The sequence below is a fragment of the Nocardioides sp. Z22_16 genome (genome assembly GCF_058134365.1).
The window spans coordinates 597273-614245 of sequence record NZ_JBYTTI010000001.1 but is presented as its reverse complement, the minus strand read 5'-3'; the positions used below and the strand labels follow the sequence as shown (position 1 = coordinate 614245).

Below are 16973 nucleotides of genomic sequence, written 5' to 3'. Positions count from 1 at the left end.
TTCTGTGACCGACGACGCTGAGTACCCGAGTACCCGGATGACCTCCGAGTACACCCTGGAGGAGAGGGAGCTGCTGCGCGCGGTCAGGCACCTGGTCCGGGCCGACCGGGAGATGCGCCGACGCGTCGGCAGCTCCATGGCGGTGAACACCACCGACCTCCAGGCGCTCAGGCACGTGATCCGTCGGGTCCAGGAGGCCGAGGACGCGGGGTCGCCCGAGCCGCATGGCGTCACTCCGCGCAAGCTCGCCGACCACCTCCAGATCACCACCGCCGCCACCACCAACCTGGTCGACCGGCTGGTGGACTCCGGGCGCCTGGAGCGGACTCCGCACCCCGCGGACCGTCGTTCGGTCCTGCTGGTCCCCACCGCGCGGGCCCGGCAGGAGATGCACGCCCACCTCGACGACATGCACCAGCGGATGAAGGAGATCGCCGCCGCCGTGCCCCCGGAGGCGCGGCCCGCTCTCGTGGAGTTCCTCCAGGCGCTGACCCGGGAGATGGAGAAGGGCCGGCTCGACGTCGGGGGGTAGGCGGCCCGGCGCCGCTCGCCGGCCGGCGGTTTGGCGCCGGGTGGACGGTCCTGGGCGGCCCGGCGTGAGTCCCTCGTAACGAGAAGTTCACCCAATCAGTGGGAATTGGCCCGTTCGGGATCTGGTCAAGAGGCGCTTTGTTGGTAGTGTGGTTGGCGCAACAGGTGCAAGTTCCAGCAGGTAGACGCCCGCGGAGTTTGTGATCCAACGGCGTTTCTTCTCGAGTGCGATACCCCGGGTCGGAGCGACGTGTCACCGCATCTGATGCGGGGTCGTCGAAGTGACGGCCTCTCGCCCGATAACAGGAGTAACAGAGCAATGGCTCAAGGCACCGTGAAGTGGTTCAACGCCGAGAAGGGTTTCGGCTTCATCGCGCAGGAGGACGGCGGCGACGACGTTTTCGTGCACTACTCGGCGATCCAGACCCAGGGCTACAAGTCCCTGGACGAGAACCAGAAGGTCGAGTTCGACGTCACCCAGGGGCCCAAGGGCCCGCAGGCGGAGAACGTCCGCGCTGTGTGATTCTCGAACGTGGAGCACCTGTTCCACGACTTCGTGCCGAGGCCCCGTCCGCAAGGACGGGGCCTCGGTCCGTTCATGGCCGGCGCCCAGGGTCCACTGGGCGCGGGTCCCTTGAACACCGGGGGCTCAGTTGTAAACTGTCTCAGCGCTCGGACATGTGACTGGGTGCCCTGTCAAGGCCCGAGTGGGCTATGCGGCGTCTCCCTCACTTGGGGGATGTTTGGGGGATCGGCTGTTTACGGCCCTCCAAAAAGGGCACGCTAGACCTGATGTTCCGCGCAGGCCGCAGATCACACCCACAATCCGGATTCGACCATCAGCCGTGAGGAGGCTCGCTTCGTGCACGATCCGTTCGATGTGACGCTCGAGGATGGCGACCTCATCGGCGAGGTGGAGCTCACCACCACGCTGATCATCGCCGCGAGCGAGTCCGACGACCCGCTGACCACCGAGGAGATCGACCGCATCCTCGGCGTCGCCCCCGTGCCTCACCAGCGCTGACCTTCCTTCCTCCTCGGATCCGACGGGCCCTGCCACCTCGTGGCGAGGGCCCTTTCTGCTTCTCCCCGTTCTCTTGATACGGGTACCCCCCAGGGGTACCGTGAGGGCATGGACCATCACCACGGCTACATCCAGGGCAAGGAGGAGTACCTCGCCCGACTGCGCCGCATCGAGGGTCAGGCGCGGGGGCTGCAGCGGATGGTCGAGGAGGAGAAGTACTGCATCGACATCCTCACCCAGGTGAGCGCGATGACGAAGGCTCTGCAGGCCGTCTCCCTCGGCCTGTTGCAGGACCACATGAGCCATTGCGTCGTCGACGCCGCCCGCGCCGGAGACGCCGAGGCCCAGGCCAAGGTCGACGAGGCGATGGCCGCCATCACCCGACTCGTGAAGTCCTGACCACCCCGATCCGAGGAGCACCCGTGTCCCAGACCGCCACCTTCACCGTCACCGGCATGACCTGCCAGCACTGCGTCGCCTCCGTCACCGAGGAGGTCGGCGAGGTCCCGGGCGTCAGCGCCGTCGACGTCGTCCTCGAGACCGGCGCGCTCACCGTGACCAGTGACGAGCCGGTCGACGAGACCGCCGTCCGGGAGGCCGTCGAGGAAGCCGGCTACGCGCTGGCCTGACGACCGCCGGTCCCCAGCACGAGTCCCAGCACGAGTCCCAGCACGAGGAGGTCGAGGATGAGCACACCTCTGCGCGTCGCTGCGTTCGTCGCCGCCCTGGTCGCGTCCTTCGCGCTCGCCGTGGGGGTCGGCCGGGCGGTGGGACCCGTCGACGTCGAGCCCGAGGTGCACGCCGACGACCCGGGCGCTCACGGGGACGACGGCCCCGGTCACGACGCTGGCGCAGCCGCCCACGGGGAGGCCGCCCACGAGGAGGGGTCGGCCTCGCCGGCGGGCGACCACGACGTCTCGGGGCTCACCGCCCGCGCCGACGGGTTCACCCTCGTGCTGGCGGACCGCGCCGTGCGGGCGAGCCAGGGGGCCCGCCTCGCCTTCACGATCGAGACCTCCAGCGGACGGCCCCTGCTCGACTACGAGACCCAGCACGAGAGGGAGCTGCACCTCATCGTGGTACGGCGCGATCTCGTCGGCTTCCAGCACGTCCACCCCGTCCTCGACCAGGAGACCGGTCTCTGGACCACCCGCGCCGACCTCACCGCCGGCAGCTGGCGGGTGATCGCCGACTTCGTCCCCGGCGGCTGGGAGCAGGTCACCCTCGCCGACGACCTGTCGGTCTCCGGCCGCTTCGCCCCGGCCCCCGAGGAGCGGGACCGGCGGAGCGACCGGGTGGGCGACTACGAGGTGACGCTCGACGGAGAGACCGCGCCCGGCGTCGCGACCGAGCTGACCCTCGGCGTACGTCGCGTCGGGAGGCCGGTCGACGACCTGCAGCCCTACCTCGGCGCCCACGGTCACCTGGTGGCCCTGCGCGCCGGCGACCTCGGCTACCTCCACGTGCACCCCGAGGGTGAGGGCACCGGTCCGGGCGGACCGGAGATCACCTTCGACACCACCTTCCCGACCCCGGGCACCTACCGCCTCTTCCTCGACTTCAAGCACGAGGGGACCGTCCGTACCGCCGACTTCACCGTGGTGGCCGGCGGCCCGCCCACCGGCGACGGGGCGGGCGACGGGGCCGGTCACGAGCACGAGGAGGGGAGCCATGACCACTGAGCAGACCGTGGGGCAGGCGGAGCCCACGTCCGACCTCGAGCTCGACATCTCCGGGATGACCTGCGCGTCCTGCGCCAACCGCATCGAGCGCAAGCTCAACAAGCTCGACGGGGTCACCGCCTCGGTCAACTACGCCACCGAGAAGGCCAGGGTGCGCTTCCCGGAGTCGGTCACCCCCGACGTGCTCCTGGAGACCGTGGCCGCCGCGGGCTACTCCGCGGCACTCCCCGCGCCCCCGGCGTCCGCGGCGTCCCAAGCGGGTGCCGAGCCGGCCCCCGACCGGCGCGACGCCGAGGTCGAGGCGCTGCGCACCCGCCTGGTCTGGTCCGCGCTGCTGTCGCTGCCGGTGATCGTGCTCGCGATGGTGCCGGCCTGGCAGTTCGACCACTGGCAGTGGGCGTCCCTGGTGCTCGCCGCCCCCGTGGTGACCTGGGGCGCGTGGCCCTTCCACCGGGCCGCGTGGGCCAACCTGCGCCACGGCGCGACGACCATGGACACCCTGGTCTCGATGGGGGTGCTGGCCGCCACCGGCTGGTCCCTCTACGCGCTCTTCCTCGGCTCGGCGGGCGAGCCCGGCATGACCCACGAGTTCGAGCTGACCATCGCCCGCGGCGACCCCACGATGAACCTCTACCTCGAGGTCGCCGCCGGGGTCACCACCTTCCTCCTCGCCGGGCGCTGGTTCGAGAAGCGGGCCAAGCGGGCCAGCGGGGCCGCTCTGCGTGCCCTGCTCGACCTCGGCGTCCGCGACGTCGCGGTGCTGCGCGCCGGTGTGGAGACCCGGGTCCCGGTCGAGCAGCTGGTGGTCGGCGACGAGTTCGTCGTCCGGCCGGGGGAGCGGATCGCCACCGACGGGGTCGTGGTCACCGGGACCTCGGCCGTCGACGCCTCGATGGTCACCGGCGAGTCGGTGCCGGTCGAGGTGAGTGCCGGCTCCGAGGTGGTCGGCGGCTGCGTCAACACCGGCGGGCGGCTCCTGGTGCGCGCCACCCGGGTCGGCGGCGACACCCAGCTGGCACAGATGGCCCGGCTGGTCGAGGACGCACAGTCCGGCAAGGCCGAGGTGCAGCGGCTGGCCGACCGGGTCTCCGGCGTCTTCGTCCCCGTCGTGCTGCTGCTGGCCGCCGCCTCCCTCGGCTTCTGGCTCGGCGCCGGCGCCACCACCAGCGCGGCCTTCACCGCGGCGGTCTCGGTGCTCATCGTCGCCTGCCCCTGCGCGCTCGGCCTGGCGACTCCCACCGCGCTGCTGGTCGGTACCGGCCGCGGCGCCCAGATGGGGGTGCTGATCAAGGGGCCCGAGGTGCTGGAGTCGACCCGCCGGGTCGACACCGTGGTGCTGGACAAGACCGGCACCGTGACCACCGGCCGGATGTCGCTGGTCGACGTGGTCGCCGGCGACGGTGAGGACCCCCAGCGGCTGCAGGCCGTGGCCGCCGCCGTCGAGTCCGGCTCCGAGCACCCGATCGCGCGTGCCGTGGTCGAGGCGACGCCGGACCGTCCGGCGGCCGAGGAGTTCGAGGTCCTGCCCGGGCTGGGGGCGCGCGCGGTCGTCGACGTCGACGGCGAGCGCCGGGTGGTGACGGTCGGGCGTGCCTCCACGGTCGGGGACGGCGACCTGCCGGCCGACCTGGCCGCGGCGGTCGCGGCCGCCGAGTCCGGGGGGCGTACGGCGGTCACGGTCGGCTGGGACGGCCGGGTCCGGGGCGTGCTCGTGGTCTCCGACACCGTGAAGGAAGGCTCCGCCGCGGCCGTCGCGGAGCTCCGCCGGCTCGGCCTGCGCCCCCTGCTGGTCACCGGCGACAACGAGGGCGCGGCCCGTGCGGTCGCCGCCCAGGTCGGGATCGACGAGGTCGTCGCCGGGGTGCTGCCCGCGCAGAAGGTCGAGGTCGTCAAGCGGCTCCAGGACGAGGGCCGGGTGGTGGCGATGGTGGGGGACGGCGTCAACGACGCCCCCGCCCTGGCCCAGGCCGACCTCGGCCTGGCGATGGGGGCCGGCACCGACGTGGCCATCGAGGCGAGCGACCTGACGCTGGTCCGCGACGACCTCGGCGCCGCCGCGGACGCCGTACGCCTCTCCCGCCGCACCCTCTCGACGATCAAGGGCAACCTGTTCTGGGCCTTCGCCTACAACGTCGCCGCCCTCCCGCTCGCCGCTGCGGGCCTGCTCAACCCGATGCTCGCCGGCGCCGCGATGGCCTGCTCCTCGGTCTTCGTGGTGACCAACAGCCTCCGCCTCCGCCGCTTCCGGTAGGCGGCGGTTGGTTTCCCCGCTCAGGCGGGGTTCCACAGGGTTTGTGGCGCATGCAGCCCCCACGAACCTCGCACATCCCCGCCTGAGCGGGGAAACCGGAGCAAGCTCCCCACCCCGCTGGGGGCTGCCACAGTGAGCACATGAGCGCGATCGAGATCGAGCGGGTGGTCAAGACCTTCGGCACCGTGCGGGCGCTGGACGGGTTCGACCTGCGGGTGGAGACCGGCGAGGTGCACGGGTTCCTCGGGCCCAACGGGTCGGGGAAGTCGACCACGATGCGGGTGCTGCTGGGGCTGCTGCGGGCAGACGAGGGGAGAGTCCGGCTGCTGGACGGCGATCCGTGGCGCGAGGCCGCCGAGCTGCACCGCCGCCTCGCCTACGTGCCCGGCGACGTCAACCTGTGGCCCACCCTGACCGGGGGCGAGGTGATCGACCTGCTGGGGCGGATGCGCGGCGGGCTCGACGAGCGCCGGCGCGCGGAGCTGCTCGAGCGGTTCGAGCTGGACCCCACCCGCAGGGCGCGCACCTACTCCAAGGGCAACCGCCAGAAGGTCGCGCTGGTCGCCGCGCTGGCCTCCCGGGTCGAGCTCTACCTCTTCGACGAGCCGACCTCCGGGCTCGACCCGCTGATGGAGGCGGAGTTCCAGCGGGTGGTGCACGAGATGCGCGCCGAGGGCGCCACGGTGCTGCTCTCCAGCCACATCCTCGCCGAGGTGGAGGCGCTCTGCGACCGGGTCAGCATCATCCGCGTGGGCGTCAACGTGCTCAGCGGGTCGCTCGCCGACCTGCGGCACCTGACCCGCACCACCGTGGTGGCGGAGACCGCGCGACCGGCCGTCGGACTCGACGAGGTCGCCGGTGTCCACCACGTGCAGCGCCAGGACGGGCGGGTCTCCTTCGAGGTCGACTCCGCCCGCGTCGGCGAGGCGCTGCGCTACCTCTCCGACGCCGGCCTCCTCTCCCTGCAGGCCCACCCCCCGACCCTGGAGGAGCTCTTCCTCCAGCAGTACGGCGAGCGGATCGAGCAGTGAGCGACCTGACCGGCACCCGTCACCTGGTCCGGCTCGCGCTGCGCCGCGACCGGGTCCGGCTGCCGTTGTGGGTCGTCGGCCTCACCGCGCTCACCGCCGTCTCGTCGGCGTCCCTGCAGTCCCTCTACGACACCCCCGCCAAGGTGTCCGGCTACCGCGCCACCGTCGAGAGCAGCGCCGCCGGCAAGCTCCTGAACGGGACGCCGTACGCCGTGGACACGCTGGGCGGCATCACCGCCTACGAGCTCACCGCGACCCTGGGGGTGCTGGTCGCCCTGATGGTCACCTTCCTGGTGGTCCGGCACACCCGGGCCGAGGAGGAGTCGGGCGCCGCGGAGCTGCTGCGCAGCACGGTGCTCGGTCGGCATGCCGCCATCGCGGCGACGCTGCTGGTCGCCACCGGCGCCTGTCTGCTCGTCGGTCTGCTGGACGCCGCGGTGCTCATCGCCGCCGGCCTCCCGGCGAGCGGCTCGCTGCTGCACGGTGCCGCCCTGGTCGGCGTCGGGCTGGCCTTCACCGCCGTGGCCGCGGTGGCCGCACAGGTGGCCTCCTCGGCGCGCGGCGCGCTGGGTCTGGCGATCGCGGTGCTCGGCGTCCTCTTTCTGGTCCGCGGCGTCGGCGCCGTCCGGGGCGACCGGCTCGTCTGGCTCTCCCCGTTCGGCTGGCAGGAGAGTGTGCGGGCCTACGGCGACCAGCGGTGGTGGCCGCTCCTGCTGCTCCTCGCCTTCGCCGGGCTGGTCCTCGCGGGGGCGGGGTGGCTCACGGCGCACCGTGACTTCGGGGCCGGTCTGCTGCGGCCCCGGGGCGGGCGGCCGCGGGCGCCGGCCTCGCTGGGTACCCCGTTCGGGCTGGCGCTCCGGGTGCAGCGGGGCATGACGCTGGGCTGGGGGGCGGGCCTGCTGGCGTTGGGCTGCCTCTTCGGGGCGGTCGGCCGTGAGGTGGAGACGCTGGTGGAGTCCAACCCCGGGATCGCCGAGGTCATCGGCGGCCGGCTCGACGACGTGGTCCGCGGCTACTTCGGCTTCGCCGTCTCGTTCCTCGCCGTGCTCGCCTCGGCGTACGCCGTCTCCTCGGCGATGCGGCTGCGCCACGAGGAGACCGACGGCCGGGCCGAGGTGGTGCTGGCCACCGGCGTCTCCCGGACCCGGTGGGCGCTGGGGCACCTGGGGGTCACCGTCGGCGGGACCCTGCTGGTGATGCTGCTGATGGGGGTGGGCATGGCCGGCACCCATGCCCTGGTCTCGGGTGACTCCGACCTCTTCTGGCCGGTGCTGGGCGCCTGCCTGGCGACCGTGCCGGCGGTGCTGCTGGTGGCCGCCTCGGTGGTGCTGCTCCTCGGGTGGGGGCCGCGGTGGACGGTGCTGGCCTGGGCGTTCTTCGCCTTCGCCCTCCTCCAGTCCTACCTGGGCGACCTGCTGGACCTGCCGGACGCGGTGGCGGGCATCTCCCCGTTCTGGCACCTGCCGCTGCTTCCGGCCGACCCCTGGGACCCGGTGCCCGCGACGGTGGTGCTCGCCCTGGCCGTCGTCGCGGCCGGTGTGGGGCTGGCCGGGCTACGCCGCCGCGACCTGACCGGCTGAGCGCCACCGCCCGTCATCGGCCCGTCATCAGGGTGTGTGAGACTGCCGCCATGCCGACGCAGGGTCCCGCCGGGAGCGCGGAGATCGTGGCCGCCGGGGCGGTCGTCACCCGTCCTGGCCACGAGGTGCTGCTGGTGCACCGCCCTCGGTACGACGACTGGTCCTTCCCCAAGGGCAAGCTCGATCCCGGCGAGCCGCTGCGGGCCTGCGCGGCCCGCGAGGTCGAGGAGGAGACCGGACTGCGGGTGCGCCTGGGGGTGCCGCTGCCGCCCCAGCGCTACGTGATCGGCGGGCGCGACAAGGTGGTGCACTACTGGGCCGGCCGGGTGAGCGGGGACGACGCGGTCGACCACTACACGCGCGCCGCCGAGATCGACCGCGTCGCCTGGGTGCCGTGGTCCGACGCCGCCGCACGGCTGACCTACGCCCGCGACCGGAAGACCCTGGGGCACGCCGAGCGGGTGCGTCGCCGTACCGAGGCCCTGGTGGTGCTGCGCCACGCGGTGGCGCTGCCGCGCAAGGCCTGGGACGGTGACGACCGCGAGCGGCCGCTCACCGACGTCGGCGCCGAGCAGGCCCAAGCCCTGGCGCCCGTGCTGGCGGCGTACGGCGTGACCCGCGTGGTCACCTCCAGCTCCACCCGCTGCGTCGACACCGTCGCGCCGTTCGCCGCCGACGGGCTGGCGATCGAGGCGACCGACGCGCTCAGCGAGGAGGGCGCCACCGCGCGCGCGGTGACGGCACTGGTCGAGCAGCTCCTCCGGGGGGAGGAGTGCGCGGTGCTGTGCTCCCACCGCCCGGTGCTGCCCGCGGTCCTGGACGCCCTCGGGCTGCCGGCGACGAAGCTGGAGAAGGGCGGGATGGTGGTGGTCCACCACCGTGGGGGCCGGGTGGTCGCGACCGAGCTCCTCGGCGCTCCCTGAGGCCTGACGGCACCCGGCTTCCGCCAACTCCCGACCCCCGTTCACCCGGCGTTCACCGACGTCCGGGGCGATGGTCACCTCGGCGGTCTTCACTCCTGTTGTCAGCACTCATGAAGACTCAGGAGACAACGACGTGACGAGCACTTCCTTCCGCCGGGTGATCGTCCCCGGTATCGCGGCCCTCACCCTGACCCTCTCGGCCTGCGCGGCGGGCAACGAGCAGGCCTCGGCCGACGGCGAGACGCCGAGCGGTCTCTCCGGCACCCTCAACGGGGGTGGCGCCAGCTCGCAGGAGGCCGCTCAGAACGCCTGGCGGGCCGGCTTCCAGCAGGCCAACCCCGACGTGACCGTCAACTACGACCCCACCGGCTCGGGCGGCGGCCGCGAGGGCTTCGTCTCCGGCGGCTTCGCCTTCGCCGGCTCCGACTCCTACCTCGACGACGACGAGGGCGAGCTCTCCGCGGCCACCGAGCGGTGCACCGCGGCGCCGATCGAGATCCCCAACTACGTCTCTCCCATCGCGGTGGTCTTCAACGTCGAGGGCGTCGACGAGCTCAACCTGACCCCCGAGGTGATCGCCGGGATCTTCAACGGCAAGATCACCCGCTGGGACGACCCGGCCATCGTCGAGACCAACCCCGACGCCGACCTGCCGGACGCCGCCATCACCGCCGTCCACCGCTCCGACGAGTCGGGCACCACCGGCAACTTCACCCACTACCTCTCGGTGGTGGCCCCCGACGCCTGGCCGCACGGCGAGGTGGAGGAGTGGCCGATCAAGGCCGGGGAGGGCGCCAACCAGACCTCCGGCGTCGTCTCCGCGGTCAGCAACGGGGTCAACAGCATCGGCTACGCCGACGCCAGCCAGGCCGGGGACCTGGGCGTCGCCCGGGTCCAGGTGGGCGAGGAGTTCGTGGCGCCGACCGCCGAGGCGGCCGCCAAGATCCTGGAGGTCTCCCCGCGGGTCGAGGGCCGTGCCGAGACCTCCATGGTCTTCGACCTCGACTACGAGACCGACGAGGCCGGTGTCTACCCGATCGTGCTGACCTCCTACCTGATGGCGTGCGGCACCTACGAGGACGCCGAGACCGCCGAGCTGGTCAAGGGCTACCTGACCTACGTCCTCAGCGACGAGGGCCAGGCCACCGCCCAGGAGAACGCCGGCTCCGCGCCGCTCGCCGACGCCCTCGCCCAGGAGGCGCAGGGTCACGTCGACGCCATCTCGGCCGGGTGACCCTCACCCGCCGCGTGTGATCGGACCAGGAAGGACCTCCGTGTCATCGCCCTCCACCCAGCGTGCCGTCCCCACCGAGGTGCGGCGCACGGGGGACCTCGTCTTCGCCGGGCTGGCCCGCGCCGCCGGGGTCCTGATCCTGGTCGCCCTGGCCGGGGTCGCCCTCTTCCTGACCATCGAGGGCGTCCCGGCCATCACCGCCCCCGCGGAGCGGATCGGCGCTGACAACATCGTCGTCTACGTCTGGCCGCTCCTCTTCGGCACGCTGCTGGCCGCCCTCCTGGCGATCCTGGTGGCCACCCCGCTGAGCATCGCGCTGGCCCTGGTCATCTCCCACTACGCCCCGCGGCGCCTGGCGAAGCCGATCGGCTACCTGATCGACCTGCTGGCCGCCGTGCCCTCGGTGGTCTACGGGCTGTGGGGGATCCAGTTCTTCGCCCCGCGGGTCTACCCGGTCTACGAGTGGCTGGCCGAGCACCTGGGCTGGCTGCCCTTCTTCGAGGGCCCGGCCAACGGCCGGTCCATCCTGACCGCCAGCCTGGTGCTGGCGATCATGGCGCTGCCGATCATCACCGCCATCTGCCGCGAGATCTTCGCCCAGACCCCCACGCTCCACCAGGAGGCGGCTCTGGCCCTGGGGGCGACCCGATGGGAGATGATCCGGATGACCGTCTTCCCCTACGCCCGGTCCGGGATGATCTCGGCGGTCATGCTCGGCCTGGGCCGGGCGCTGGGGGAGACGATGGCGGTCGCGATGGTCCTCTCCGCGACCGGGGTGATCACCTTCAACCTGATCTCCTCGGTCAACCCGTCGACCATCGCCGCCAACATCGCGCTCGGGTTCCCCGAGGCCTCCGGGGTGCGGGTCAACGTGCTGATCTTCTCCGGCCTGGTGCTCTTCGTCGTCACCTTCGTCGTCAACTTCCTCGCCCGGCTCATCGCCACGCGGGGCGCCGTGAAGGGAGGTCGCTGAGATGGAGACCCCGACGCCCCTGAAGACGCAGCCCGACGTCTCGGCCACGCAGCCGTCCGGCTCCGGGGGCGACGCCGCTCCCGCCGCCGCGCCGGCCGGGTCGATCCCGCTGGTCCGCCCGCAGCTCCCCGCCCAGGCCCCGGCCCTGGTGCTCGCCCTGGCCGTCGCCGTCGGAGCGCTGCCGATGGTCGTCCTCGGCTGGGGGCCGGTCGCCGGCGTGCTGGTCGCGGCCGTCACCCACCTGGTCGCGCTGCCGGTCTGGTCCGGCGCCGTGGAGGGCTCGCGCAAGGCCCGCGACCGGTTGGCCACCTCCCTGATGTGGGGCGCCTTCGGGCTGGCCATGGTGCCGCTGATCAGCCTGCTGTGGCAGGTGATCGGCAACGGGGTCCCGGCGCTGTCGCGCGAGTTCTTCACCTTCTCGATGCGCAACGTCGTCGGCGAGGGCGGCGGGATCTACCACGCCATCCTGGGCACCCTGATCATCACCGCCTGGGCGGCGGCGATCTCGGTGCCGATCGGCGTGATGGCGGCGATCTACCTCGTCGAGTACGGCGCCGGCACCCGCACCGCCCGGGTGATCACCTTCCTGGTCGACGTGATGACCGGCATCCCCTCGATCGTGGCCGGTCTCTTCGCCTACGCGCTCTTCGTGCTCTTCTTCGGCCCCGGGGTCCGGATGGGGTTCGGTGGGTCGGTGGCGCTGGCGGTGCTGATGATCCCGATCGTGGTCCGCTCCACCGAGGAGATGCTCAAGCTGGTGCCCGACGAGCTGCGCGAGGCGTCGTACGCCCTGGGCGTGGCCAAGTGGCGCACCGTGACCAAGGTGGTGCTGCCGACCTCGATGGCCGGCATCGTCACCGGGGTGATGCTTGCGGTGGCCCGGGTCGCGGGGGAGACCGCGCCGCTGCTGATCATCGCCGGCGACACCGACTCGGTGAACCTCAACGCGTTCGCCGAGCGGATGGCGACCCTGCCGGTCTTCATCTACTACTCCTACATGCAGCCGGGGATCCCGCCCGAGTTCGGCCGGGAGCGGGCCTGGGGCGCCGCGTTGGTGCTCATCGCGATCGTGATGACGCTCAACCTGCTGGCCCGTGCGATCGGCCGGCGCTTCGCCCCCAAGACCGGCCGCTGACCCGCTTTCCCGACGAAGAACCAGAGAGAGAACGACGAACCGATGGCCAAGAGCATCGACATCTCCGACCTCGACATCTACTACGGCGACTTCCTCGCCGTCCAGGGTGTCAACATGACGATCCGCTCGCGGTCGGTGACCGCGTTCATCGGCCCGTCCGGCTGCGGCAAGTCGACCTTCCTGCGCTCGCTCAACCGGATGCACGAGGTGATCCCGGGCGCGCGGGTCGAGGGCAAGGTGGTGGTCGACGGCCAGTCGCTCTACGACCCCGGGGTCGACCCGGTGGAGGTGCGGCGCCAGATCGGGATGGTCTTCCAGCGCCCCAACCCCTTCCCCACCATGTCGATCTACGAGAACGTGCTGGCCGGCAACCGGCTCAACGCGCGCAAGATGAAGAAGGCCGAGGCCGACGAGATCGTGGAGCGGTCGCTGCGCGGTGCCAACCTGTGGACCGAGGTCAAGGACCGGCTCGCCAAGCCCGGGATGGGGCTCTCGGGCGGCCAGCAGCAGCGGCTCTGCATCGCCCGGGCGATCGCCGTGGAGCCCCAGGTGCTGCTGATGGACGAACCCTGCTCGGCGCTCGACCCGATCTCGACCGCGGCGATCGAGGACCTGATCCACCAGCTCAAGAGCGACTACACGATCGTGATCGTCACCCACAACATGCAGCAGGCGGCACGGGTCTCCGACGAGACCGGCTTCTTCAACCTGAAGGCGACGGGAGAGCCCGGCCACCTGGTCGAGTTCAACCCGACCCAGAAGATGTTCGCCAACCCCGACGACCCGTCCACCGAGGCCTACATCTCCGGCCGCTTCGGCTGACCCACCGCCCTCCCCGCCCCCCGCCGCGCCGGACGTCATCACGAGCGGTGGTCGGGGGCACCGCTTCCGATGACGTCTCACCGTCGGCGCCCCCCTCCCCGCCAGACGTCATCGCGAGCGGTGGTCGGGGGCACCGCTTCCGATGACGTCCGAGCGTCGGGCGGAGGGCGCAGGGAGGGCGGCGCCCTGGGGACGACGTACTCATCCACAGGGCGGTGAGTGCGCGTCGGCGAGGCGGCCGGCGGCTCCGGCACGTTCGTCCCATGTCATCGCAGGGACCGCGCCCCGTCACCCGACCCCGTCACGCGCGTCGCCGCCGCGCGGCTGCCCTGGCTACGGCGCAGGCGGGCATCGTCTCTCGTCGCCAGCTGTACGCCGCCGGCGTCACCCGGGGAGAGGTCCGCGCCCAGGTCCGTGCCGAGCGCTGGCGTCGTACCGGCCGGCAGACGCTCGCCGTCCACACGGGACCGCTCGACGACCGGGCGAGGGAGTGGGTCGCGGTGCTGGAGGGCGGACCCCGCGCCTGCCTCGACGGTGTCTCCGCACTCGTGGCGGCCGGCCTCAAGGGGTTCGACGTCGACAGCATCCGCGTCTCGCTGCCGCGGGGCGCCTTGGTCACCCGCGTGCCGGGGGTCGACATGCGCCAGACGCGGAGGTGGAGTGCGGCGGACGTCGTGCCGCACGGCGTTCCGAGGACCCAGCCCCACGTGGCGGCGGTCCGGGCCGCACTCTGGGCGCGCACGGAGAAGCAGGCCGCGCTCGTCCTCACCATGGCCGTCCAGCAGGGGCTGACCACTCCGGAGCTCCTGGGCGTCGCCATGCTCGCCGTACGACGCGACAGGCGCAGGGTGTTCATCCACGGGCTGCTGCTCGACCTGCTCGACGGGGTGCGCTCCCTCGGTGAGCTCGACTTCGCGCGCGAGTGCCGGAGCCGTGGGCTGCCGGAGCCCTCACGACAGGTGCGCCGCAGGAGTGCCCACGGCACGCACTTCCTCGACGTGATGTGGGAGCAGTGGGGGGTCGTCGTCGAGGTCGACGGCGCGCACCACCAGTGGGCCGCGGTGGTGGTGCCCGATGCGCTCCGCCAGAACGAGGTGACCATGCACGGAGCGCTGGTCCTGCGACTGCCGCTGCTCGGCCTGCGCGTGGCGCCGGACGACTTCTTCCGCCAGATCGCCCGCGCGCTCGCCTCGCGGGGCTGCCCCCTCCCGCGGGACGTCATCACCAGCGGTGCGTTGGGCGACCAGTCACGATGACGTCCGCCGGGGGCGCCAGGCAGGCGGCGCCGGGGGAGCGGGTCAGGCGGGCTGGCGGTCGGTACGCCGGGCGTCGCGGTGCGCCACGACCGTACGGCGGGCGCTGCCGGCGGTGAGCCACAGGCTGACCGCGACGTAGTACGCGACGTAGAGGAGCGAGAGCACGACCAGCAGGTCGTGGGGGTCGGGGAGGTCGGCGGTGATGAGGCCGAAGAGGACCAGCCACAGGGTCGCCAGCGTCATGTTGACCGCCCAGAGCGCGGGGGTGCGGGAGGGGTAGACGTACTTCACCGGCACGAAGACCAGCGCGGTGAGCACCAGGATCAGGCCCGCGGTGGTGCCCTCGCCCAGGCCGAGCACGACGGCGTAGAACGCCACGATGTTCCAGTAGCTGGGGAAGCCCAGGAAGAAGTGGTCGTCGGTCTTGGCGTCGGTCCGGCAGAACTGGTAGCAGGAGGCCAGCAGCGGCACGGCCGCACAGACGCCGCCGAGCCACCCCGACGGCAGGTAGCCGTTGGCCCACAGCAGCACCATGGGGGCGAAGACGTAGGTGATGTAGTCGACGATGTTGTCCAGCAACGCCCCGTCGAACCCGGGGAGCACCTCCTTGACGCGCAGCCGTCGTGCGAGCAGCCCGTCGGTGCCGTCGATCACCATCGCGACGAGGAAGAGCCAGAGCACCAGCTCGACCCGGCCCTCGTAGGAGAAGTGGACCATCAGCAGCGCCAGCACCGAGCCGACCGCGGTGTAGGCGTGCACGGCCGTCGCGGCGAGTCGCTGGACCGGCGAGGCCCTGCCGGTCGTCGAGGTCATGCGAGCAGAGTAGAGGGCTCGGCGGGCCGAGGAATCACGGCAGCCAGAGGTGGGCGATCCAGTAGCAGACCGCTGCCACCAGGCCTGCCGCCGGGAAGGTGAGCACCCAGGCGGCGAGGATCGACTTCGCCACGCCCCAGCGCACCGCGGAGAGTCGCTTGGTCGCGCCGACCCCCATCACCGCGGAGGTGATGGTGTGGGTGGTCGAGATCGGTGCCTCCCAGATGTACGCCGTGGTGTAGAGCACCGAGGCGGCCACCGACTCGGCCGCGAAGCCGCGCGGCGGGTCGAGGTGGATGATCCGGCGGCCCAGGGTGCGCATGATCCGCCAGCCGCCCGACCAGGTGCCGAGCGAGATCGCGCCCGCGGCGGCGATGATCACCCACAGGGGGAGCGAGTCGCCGTCGGAGACGTAGCCCCCGGCGAGCAGGGCCAGGAAAATGACGCCCATCGTCTTCTGCGCGTCCTGGAGCCCGTGGCCGAGCGCCATGGCGGCGGCGGAGACGGTCTGCGCGATCTTGAAGCCGCGGTTGGCCTTGGAGGGGTTGGCCCGGCGGGCGGCCCACATGATCCCGAGCATCACCACGAAGCCGAGGGTGAAGGCGACCAGCGGCGAGAGGATCATCGGGATCGCGACCTTGGCGACCACGGTGTCCCACTTCACGAAGGCGCCGGCGGCCAGCGCCGCGCCCACCAGGCCGCCGATCAGGGCGTGCGAGGAGGAGGAGGGGAGGCCGTAGTACCAGGTGATCATGTTCCACGCGATGGCGCCCAGCAGGCCGGCCATCACGATGGTGAGGGCATGGCTGCCCAGCCCCGGGTCGATGACGTCGGAGACGGTCTGGGCGACCTTCTGGCCGAGGAACGCCCCGACGAAGTTCATGACGGCCGCCATCCCGAGCGCGACCCGCGGCGTCAGCGCGCGGGTCGAGACCGAGGTGGCGATCGCGTTGGCGGCGTCGTGGAAGCCGTTGGTGTAGTCGAAGACGAGGGCAACGACGACTACCGCGATGACGATCGCGAGCTCCATCGGGTCAGGACTCCTTGACCGCGATCTGCTCCACCGTGTTGGCGACCTTCTCGAAGGCGTCGATGGCGCCCTCGAGCGACTCGACGACGTCCTTGAGCTTGAGCACCTCCAGCGCCTCGTACTTGCCGCTGAACAGGCTGGCGAGGATCCGCCGGTAGCTCTTGTCGCCGGTGTTCTCGAGGCGGTTGATCTCGATCCAGTAGTCGTCGAGGTCGGCCATCGACTTCAGCCGCGGCATCGCCTCGGCGGTCAGCTCGGCGCAGCGCTGGATGACCTCGACCTGGTTGGAGAGCTCCGAGGGGAGGTTGTGCACCTCGTAGAGCAGGATCAGGTCCACCGCCTCGTCCATCATGTCCATGATGTCGTCGAGACCGGAGGCGAGGTTGTAGATGTCCTCACGGTCGAACGGCGTCACGAACGTCGAGTTGACCCGGCGGATGATCGCGTGGGTCGTCTCGTCGGCGGCGTGCTCCGCCTCCCGCATGCGGCGGGCGACGTCCTCACGGTCGGACTGGTCCGACAGCATCTCGGCCAGGATGTCGGCACCTCGCACGAGGTGGGTGCCGAACTCGCTGAAAAGGTCGTAGAAGGAAGACTCGACGGGGCGGAACCTGAAACCCACGGACAACTCCTGGTGAGCAGGACGGGAACGCTCGTCATGCTACGGGCACGACGTCCTCAGATTGCA

18 protein-coding genes are annotated in these 16973 nt (G+C 71.9%); 15 read left to right on the top strand and 3 right to left on the bottom strand.

Annotation, left to right across the window (positions count from 1 at the left end; all coding sequences use genetic code 11):
• The first annotated feature begins 4 nt into the window (after positions 1–4).
• From AC3X7R_RS02950 to AC3X7R_RS02880, 15 genes are all read left to right on the top strand, one after another.
• Positions 5–532: a MarR family winged helix-turn-helix transcriptional regulator gene (locus AC3X7R_RS02950; protein ID WP_489964062.1), complete on the top strand. Its 528-nt coding sequence runs from the start codon at positions 5–7 to the stop codon at positions 530–532.
• A 318-nt stretch (positions 533–850) separates the two neighbouring features.
• Positions 851–1054: a cold-shock protein gene (locus tag AC3X7R_RS02945; protein ID WP_068108172.1), complete on the top strand. Its 204-nt coding sequence runs from the start codon at positions 851–853 to the stop codon at positions 1052–1054.
• 339 nt (positions 1055–1393) lie between these two features.
• Positions 1394–1555 carry a hypothetical protein gene (locus AC3X7R_RS02940; protein ID WP_489964061.1) on the top strand — a complete coding sequence of 54 codons (162 nt, stop codon included), beginning with the start codon at positions 1394–1396 and terminating at the stop codon, positions 1553–1555.
• Positions 1556–1663: 108 nt separating this feature from the next.
• Positions 1664–1954 carry a metal-sensitive transcriptional regulator gene (locus AC3X7R_RS02935; RefSeq protein ID WP_489964060.1) on the top strand — a complete coding sequence of 97 codons (291 nt, stop codon included), beginning with the start codon at positions 1664–1666 and terminating at the stop codon, positions 1952–1954.
• Positions 1955–1977: 23 nt separating this feature from the next.
• A complete protein-coding gene (locus AC3X7R_RS02930; RefSeq protein ID WP_489964059.1) occupies positions 1978–2184 on the top strand; it encodes a heavy-metal-associated domain-containing protein in 207 nt (68 codons plus the stop codon).
• Positions 2185–2241: 57 nt separating this feature from the next.
• Complete coding sequence (locus tag AC3X7R_RS02925; RefSeq protein ID WP_489964058.1) at positions 2242–3237, top strand: DUF8832 domain-containing protein; 996 nt, start codon at positions 2242–2244, stop codon at positions 3235–3237.
• On the top strand, positions 3227–5488 hold the full coding sequence (locus tag AC3X7R_RS02920; protein WP_489964057.1) for a heavy metal translocating P-type ATPase: 2262 nt from the start codon (positions 3227–3229) through the stop codon (positions 5486–5488). The genes AC3X7R_RS02925 and AC3X7R_RS02920 overlap by 11 nt, the downstream gene beginning before the upstream one ends.
• Before the next feature lie 140 nt (positions 5489–5628).
• Positions 5629–6519: an ABC transporter ATP-binding protein gene (locus AC3X7R_RS02915; RefSeq protein WP_489964056.1), complete on the top strand. Its 891-nt coding sequence runs from the start codon at positions 5629–5631 to the stop codon at positions 6517–6519.
• Positions 6516–8099, top strand: coding sequence for an ABC transporter permease (locus AC3X7R_RS02910; RefSeq protein WP_489964055.1), 1584 nt, complete (start codon positions 6516–6518; stop codon positions 8097–8099). Before AC3X7R_RS02915 ends, AC3X7R_RS02910 begins: the two co-directional genes overlap by 4 nt.
• Before the next feature lie 50 nt (positions 8100–8149).
• Complete coding sequence (locus tag AC3X7R_RS02905; protein WP_489964054.1) at positions 8150–9022, top strand: NUDIX hydrolase; 873 nt, start codon at positions 8150–8152, stop codon at positions 9020–9022.
• A gap of 133 nt (positions 9023–9155) precedes the next feature.
• Positions 9156–10256, top strand: coding sequence for a phosphate ABC transporter substrate-binding protein PstS (pstS, locus tag AC3X7R_RS02900; protein WP_489964053.1), 1101 nt, complete (start codon positions 9156–9158; stop codon positions 10254–10256).
• Between the two features lie 40 nt (positions 10257–10296).
• A complete protein-coding gene (pstC, locus tag AC3X7R_RS02895; RefSeq protein ID WP_489964052.1) occupies positions 10297–11229 on the top strand; it encodes a phosphate ABC transporter permease subunit PstC in 933 nt (310 codons plus the stop codon).
• A gap of 1 nt (position 11230) precedes the next feature.
• Positions 11231–12364 carry a phosphate ABC transporter permease PstA gene (gene pstA, locus AC3X7R_RS02890; protein WP_489964051.1) on the top strand — a complete coding sequence of 378 codons (1134 nt, stop codon included), beginning with the start codon at positions 11231–11233 and terminating at the stop codon, positions 12362–12364.
• Between the two features lie 42 nt (positions 12365–12406).
• The gene (gene pstB / locus AC3X7R_RS02885; RefSeq protein ID WP_489964050.1) at positions 12407–13186 is read left to right on the top strand and encodes a phosphate ABC transporter ATP-binding protein PstB; all 780 of its coding nucleotides are present in this window, start codon (positions 12407–12409) and stop codon (positions 13184–13186) included.
• A gap of 263 nt (positions 13187–13449) precedes the next feature.
• Positions 13450–14442 (top strand): DUF559 domain-containing protein, encoded by a 993-nt coding sequence (locus AC3X7R_RS02880; RefSeq protein ID WP_489964049.1) that lies wholly within the window; start codon positions 13450–13452, stop codon positions 14440–14442.
• Positions 14443–14484: 42 nt separating this feature from the next.
• Here AC3X7R_RS02880 and AC3X7R_RS02875 read toward each other — a convergent pair whose 3' ends face one another.
• From AC3X7R_RS02875 to AC3X7R_RS02865, 3 genes are read right to left on the bottom strand one after another with little or no spacing between them, the layout of a single operon-like run.
• Positions 14485–15255 carry a CDP-alcohol phosphatidyltransferase family protein gene (locus AC3X7R_RS02875; protein ID WP_489964048.1) on the bottom strand — a complete coding sequence of 257 codons (771 nt, stop codon included), beginning with the start codon at positions 15253–15255 and terminating at the stop codon, positions 14485–14487.
• A 34-nt stretch (positions 15256–15289) separates the two neighbouring features.
• Positions 15290–16285, bottom strand: a complete 996-nt coding sequence (locus AC3X7R_RS02870) for an inorganic phosphate transporter (RefSeq protein ID WP_489964047.1) — start codon at positions 16283–16285, stop codon at positions 15290–15292.
• Between the two features lie 4 nt (positions 16286–16289).
• Positions 16290–16907: a DUF47 domain-containing protein gene (locus AC3X7R_RS02865; protein ID WP_489964046.1), complete on the bottom strand. Its 618-nt coding sequence runs from the start codon at positions 16905–16907 to the stop codon at positions 16290–16292.
• Between the last annotated feature and the right edge of the window lie 66 nt (positions 16908–16973).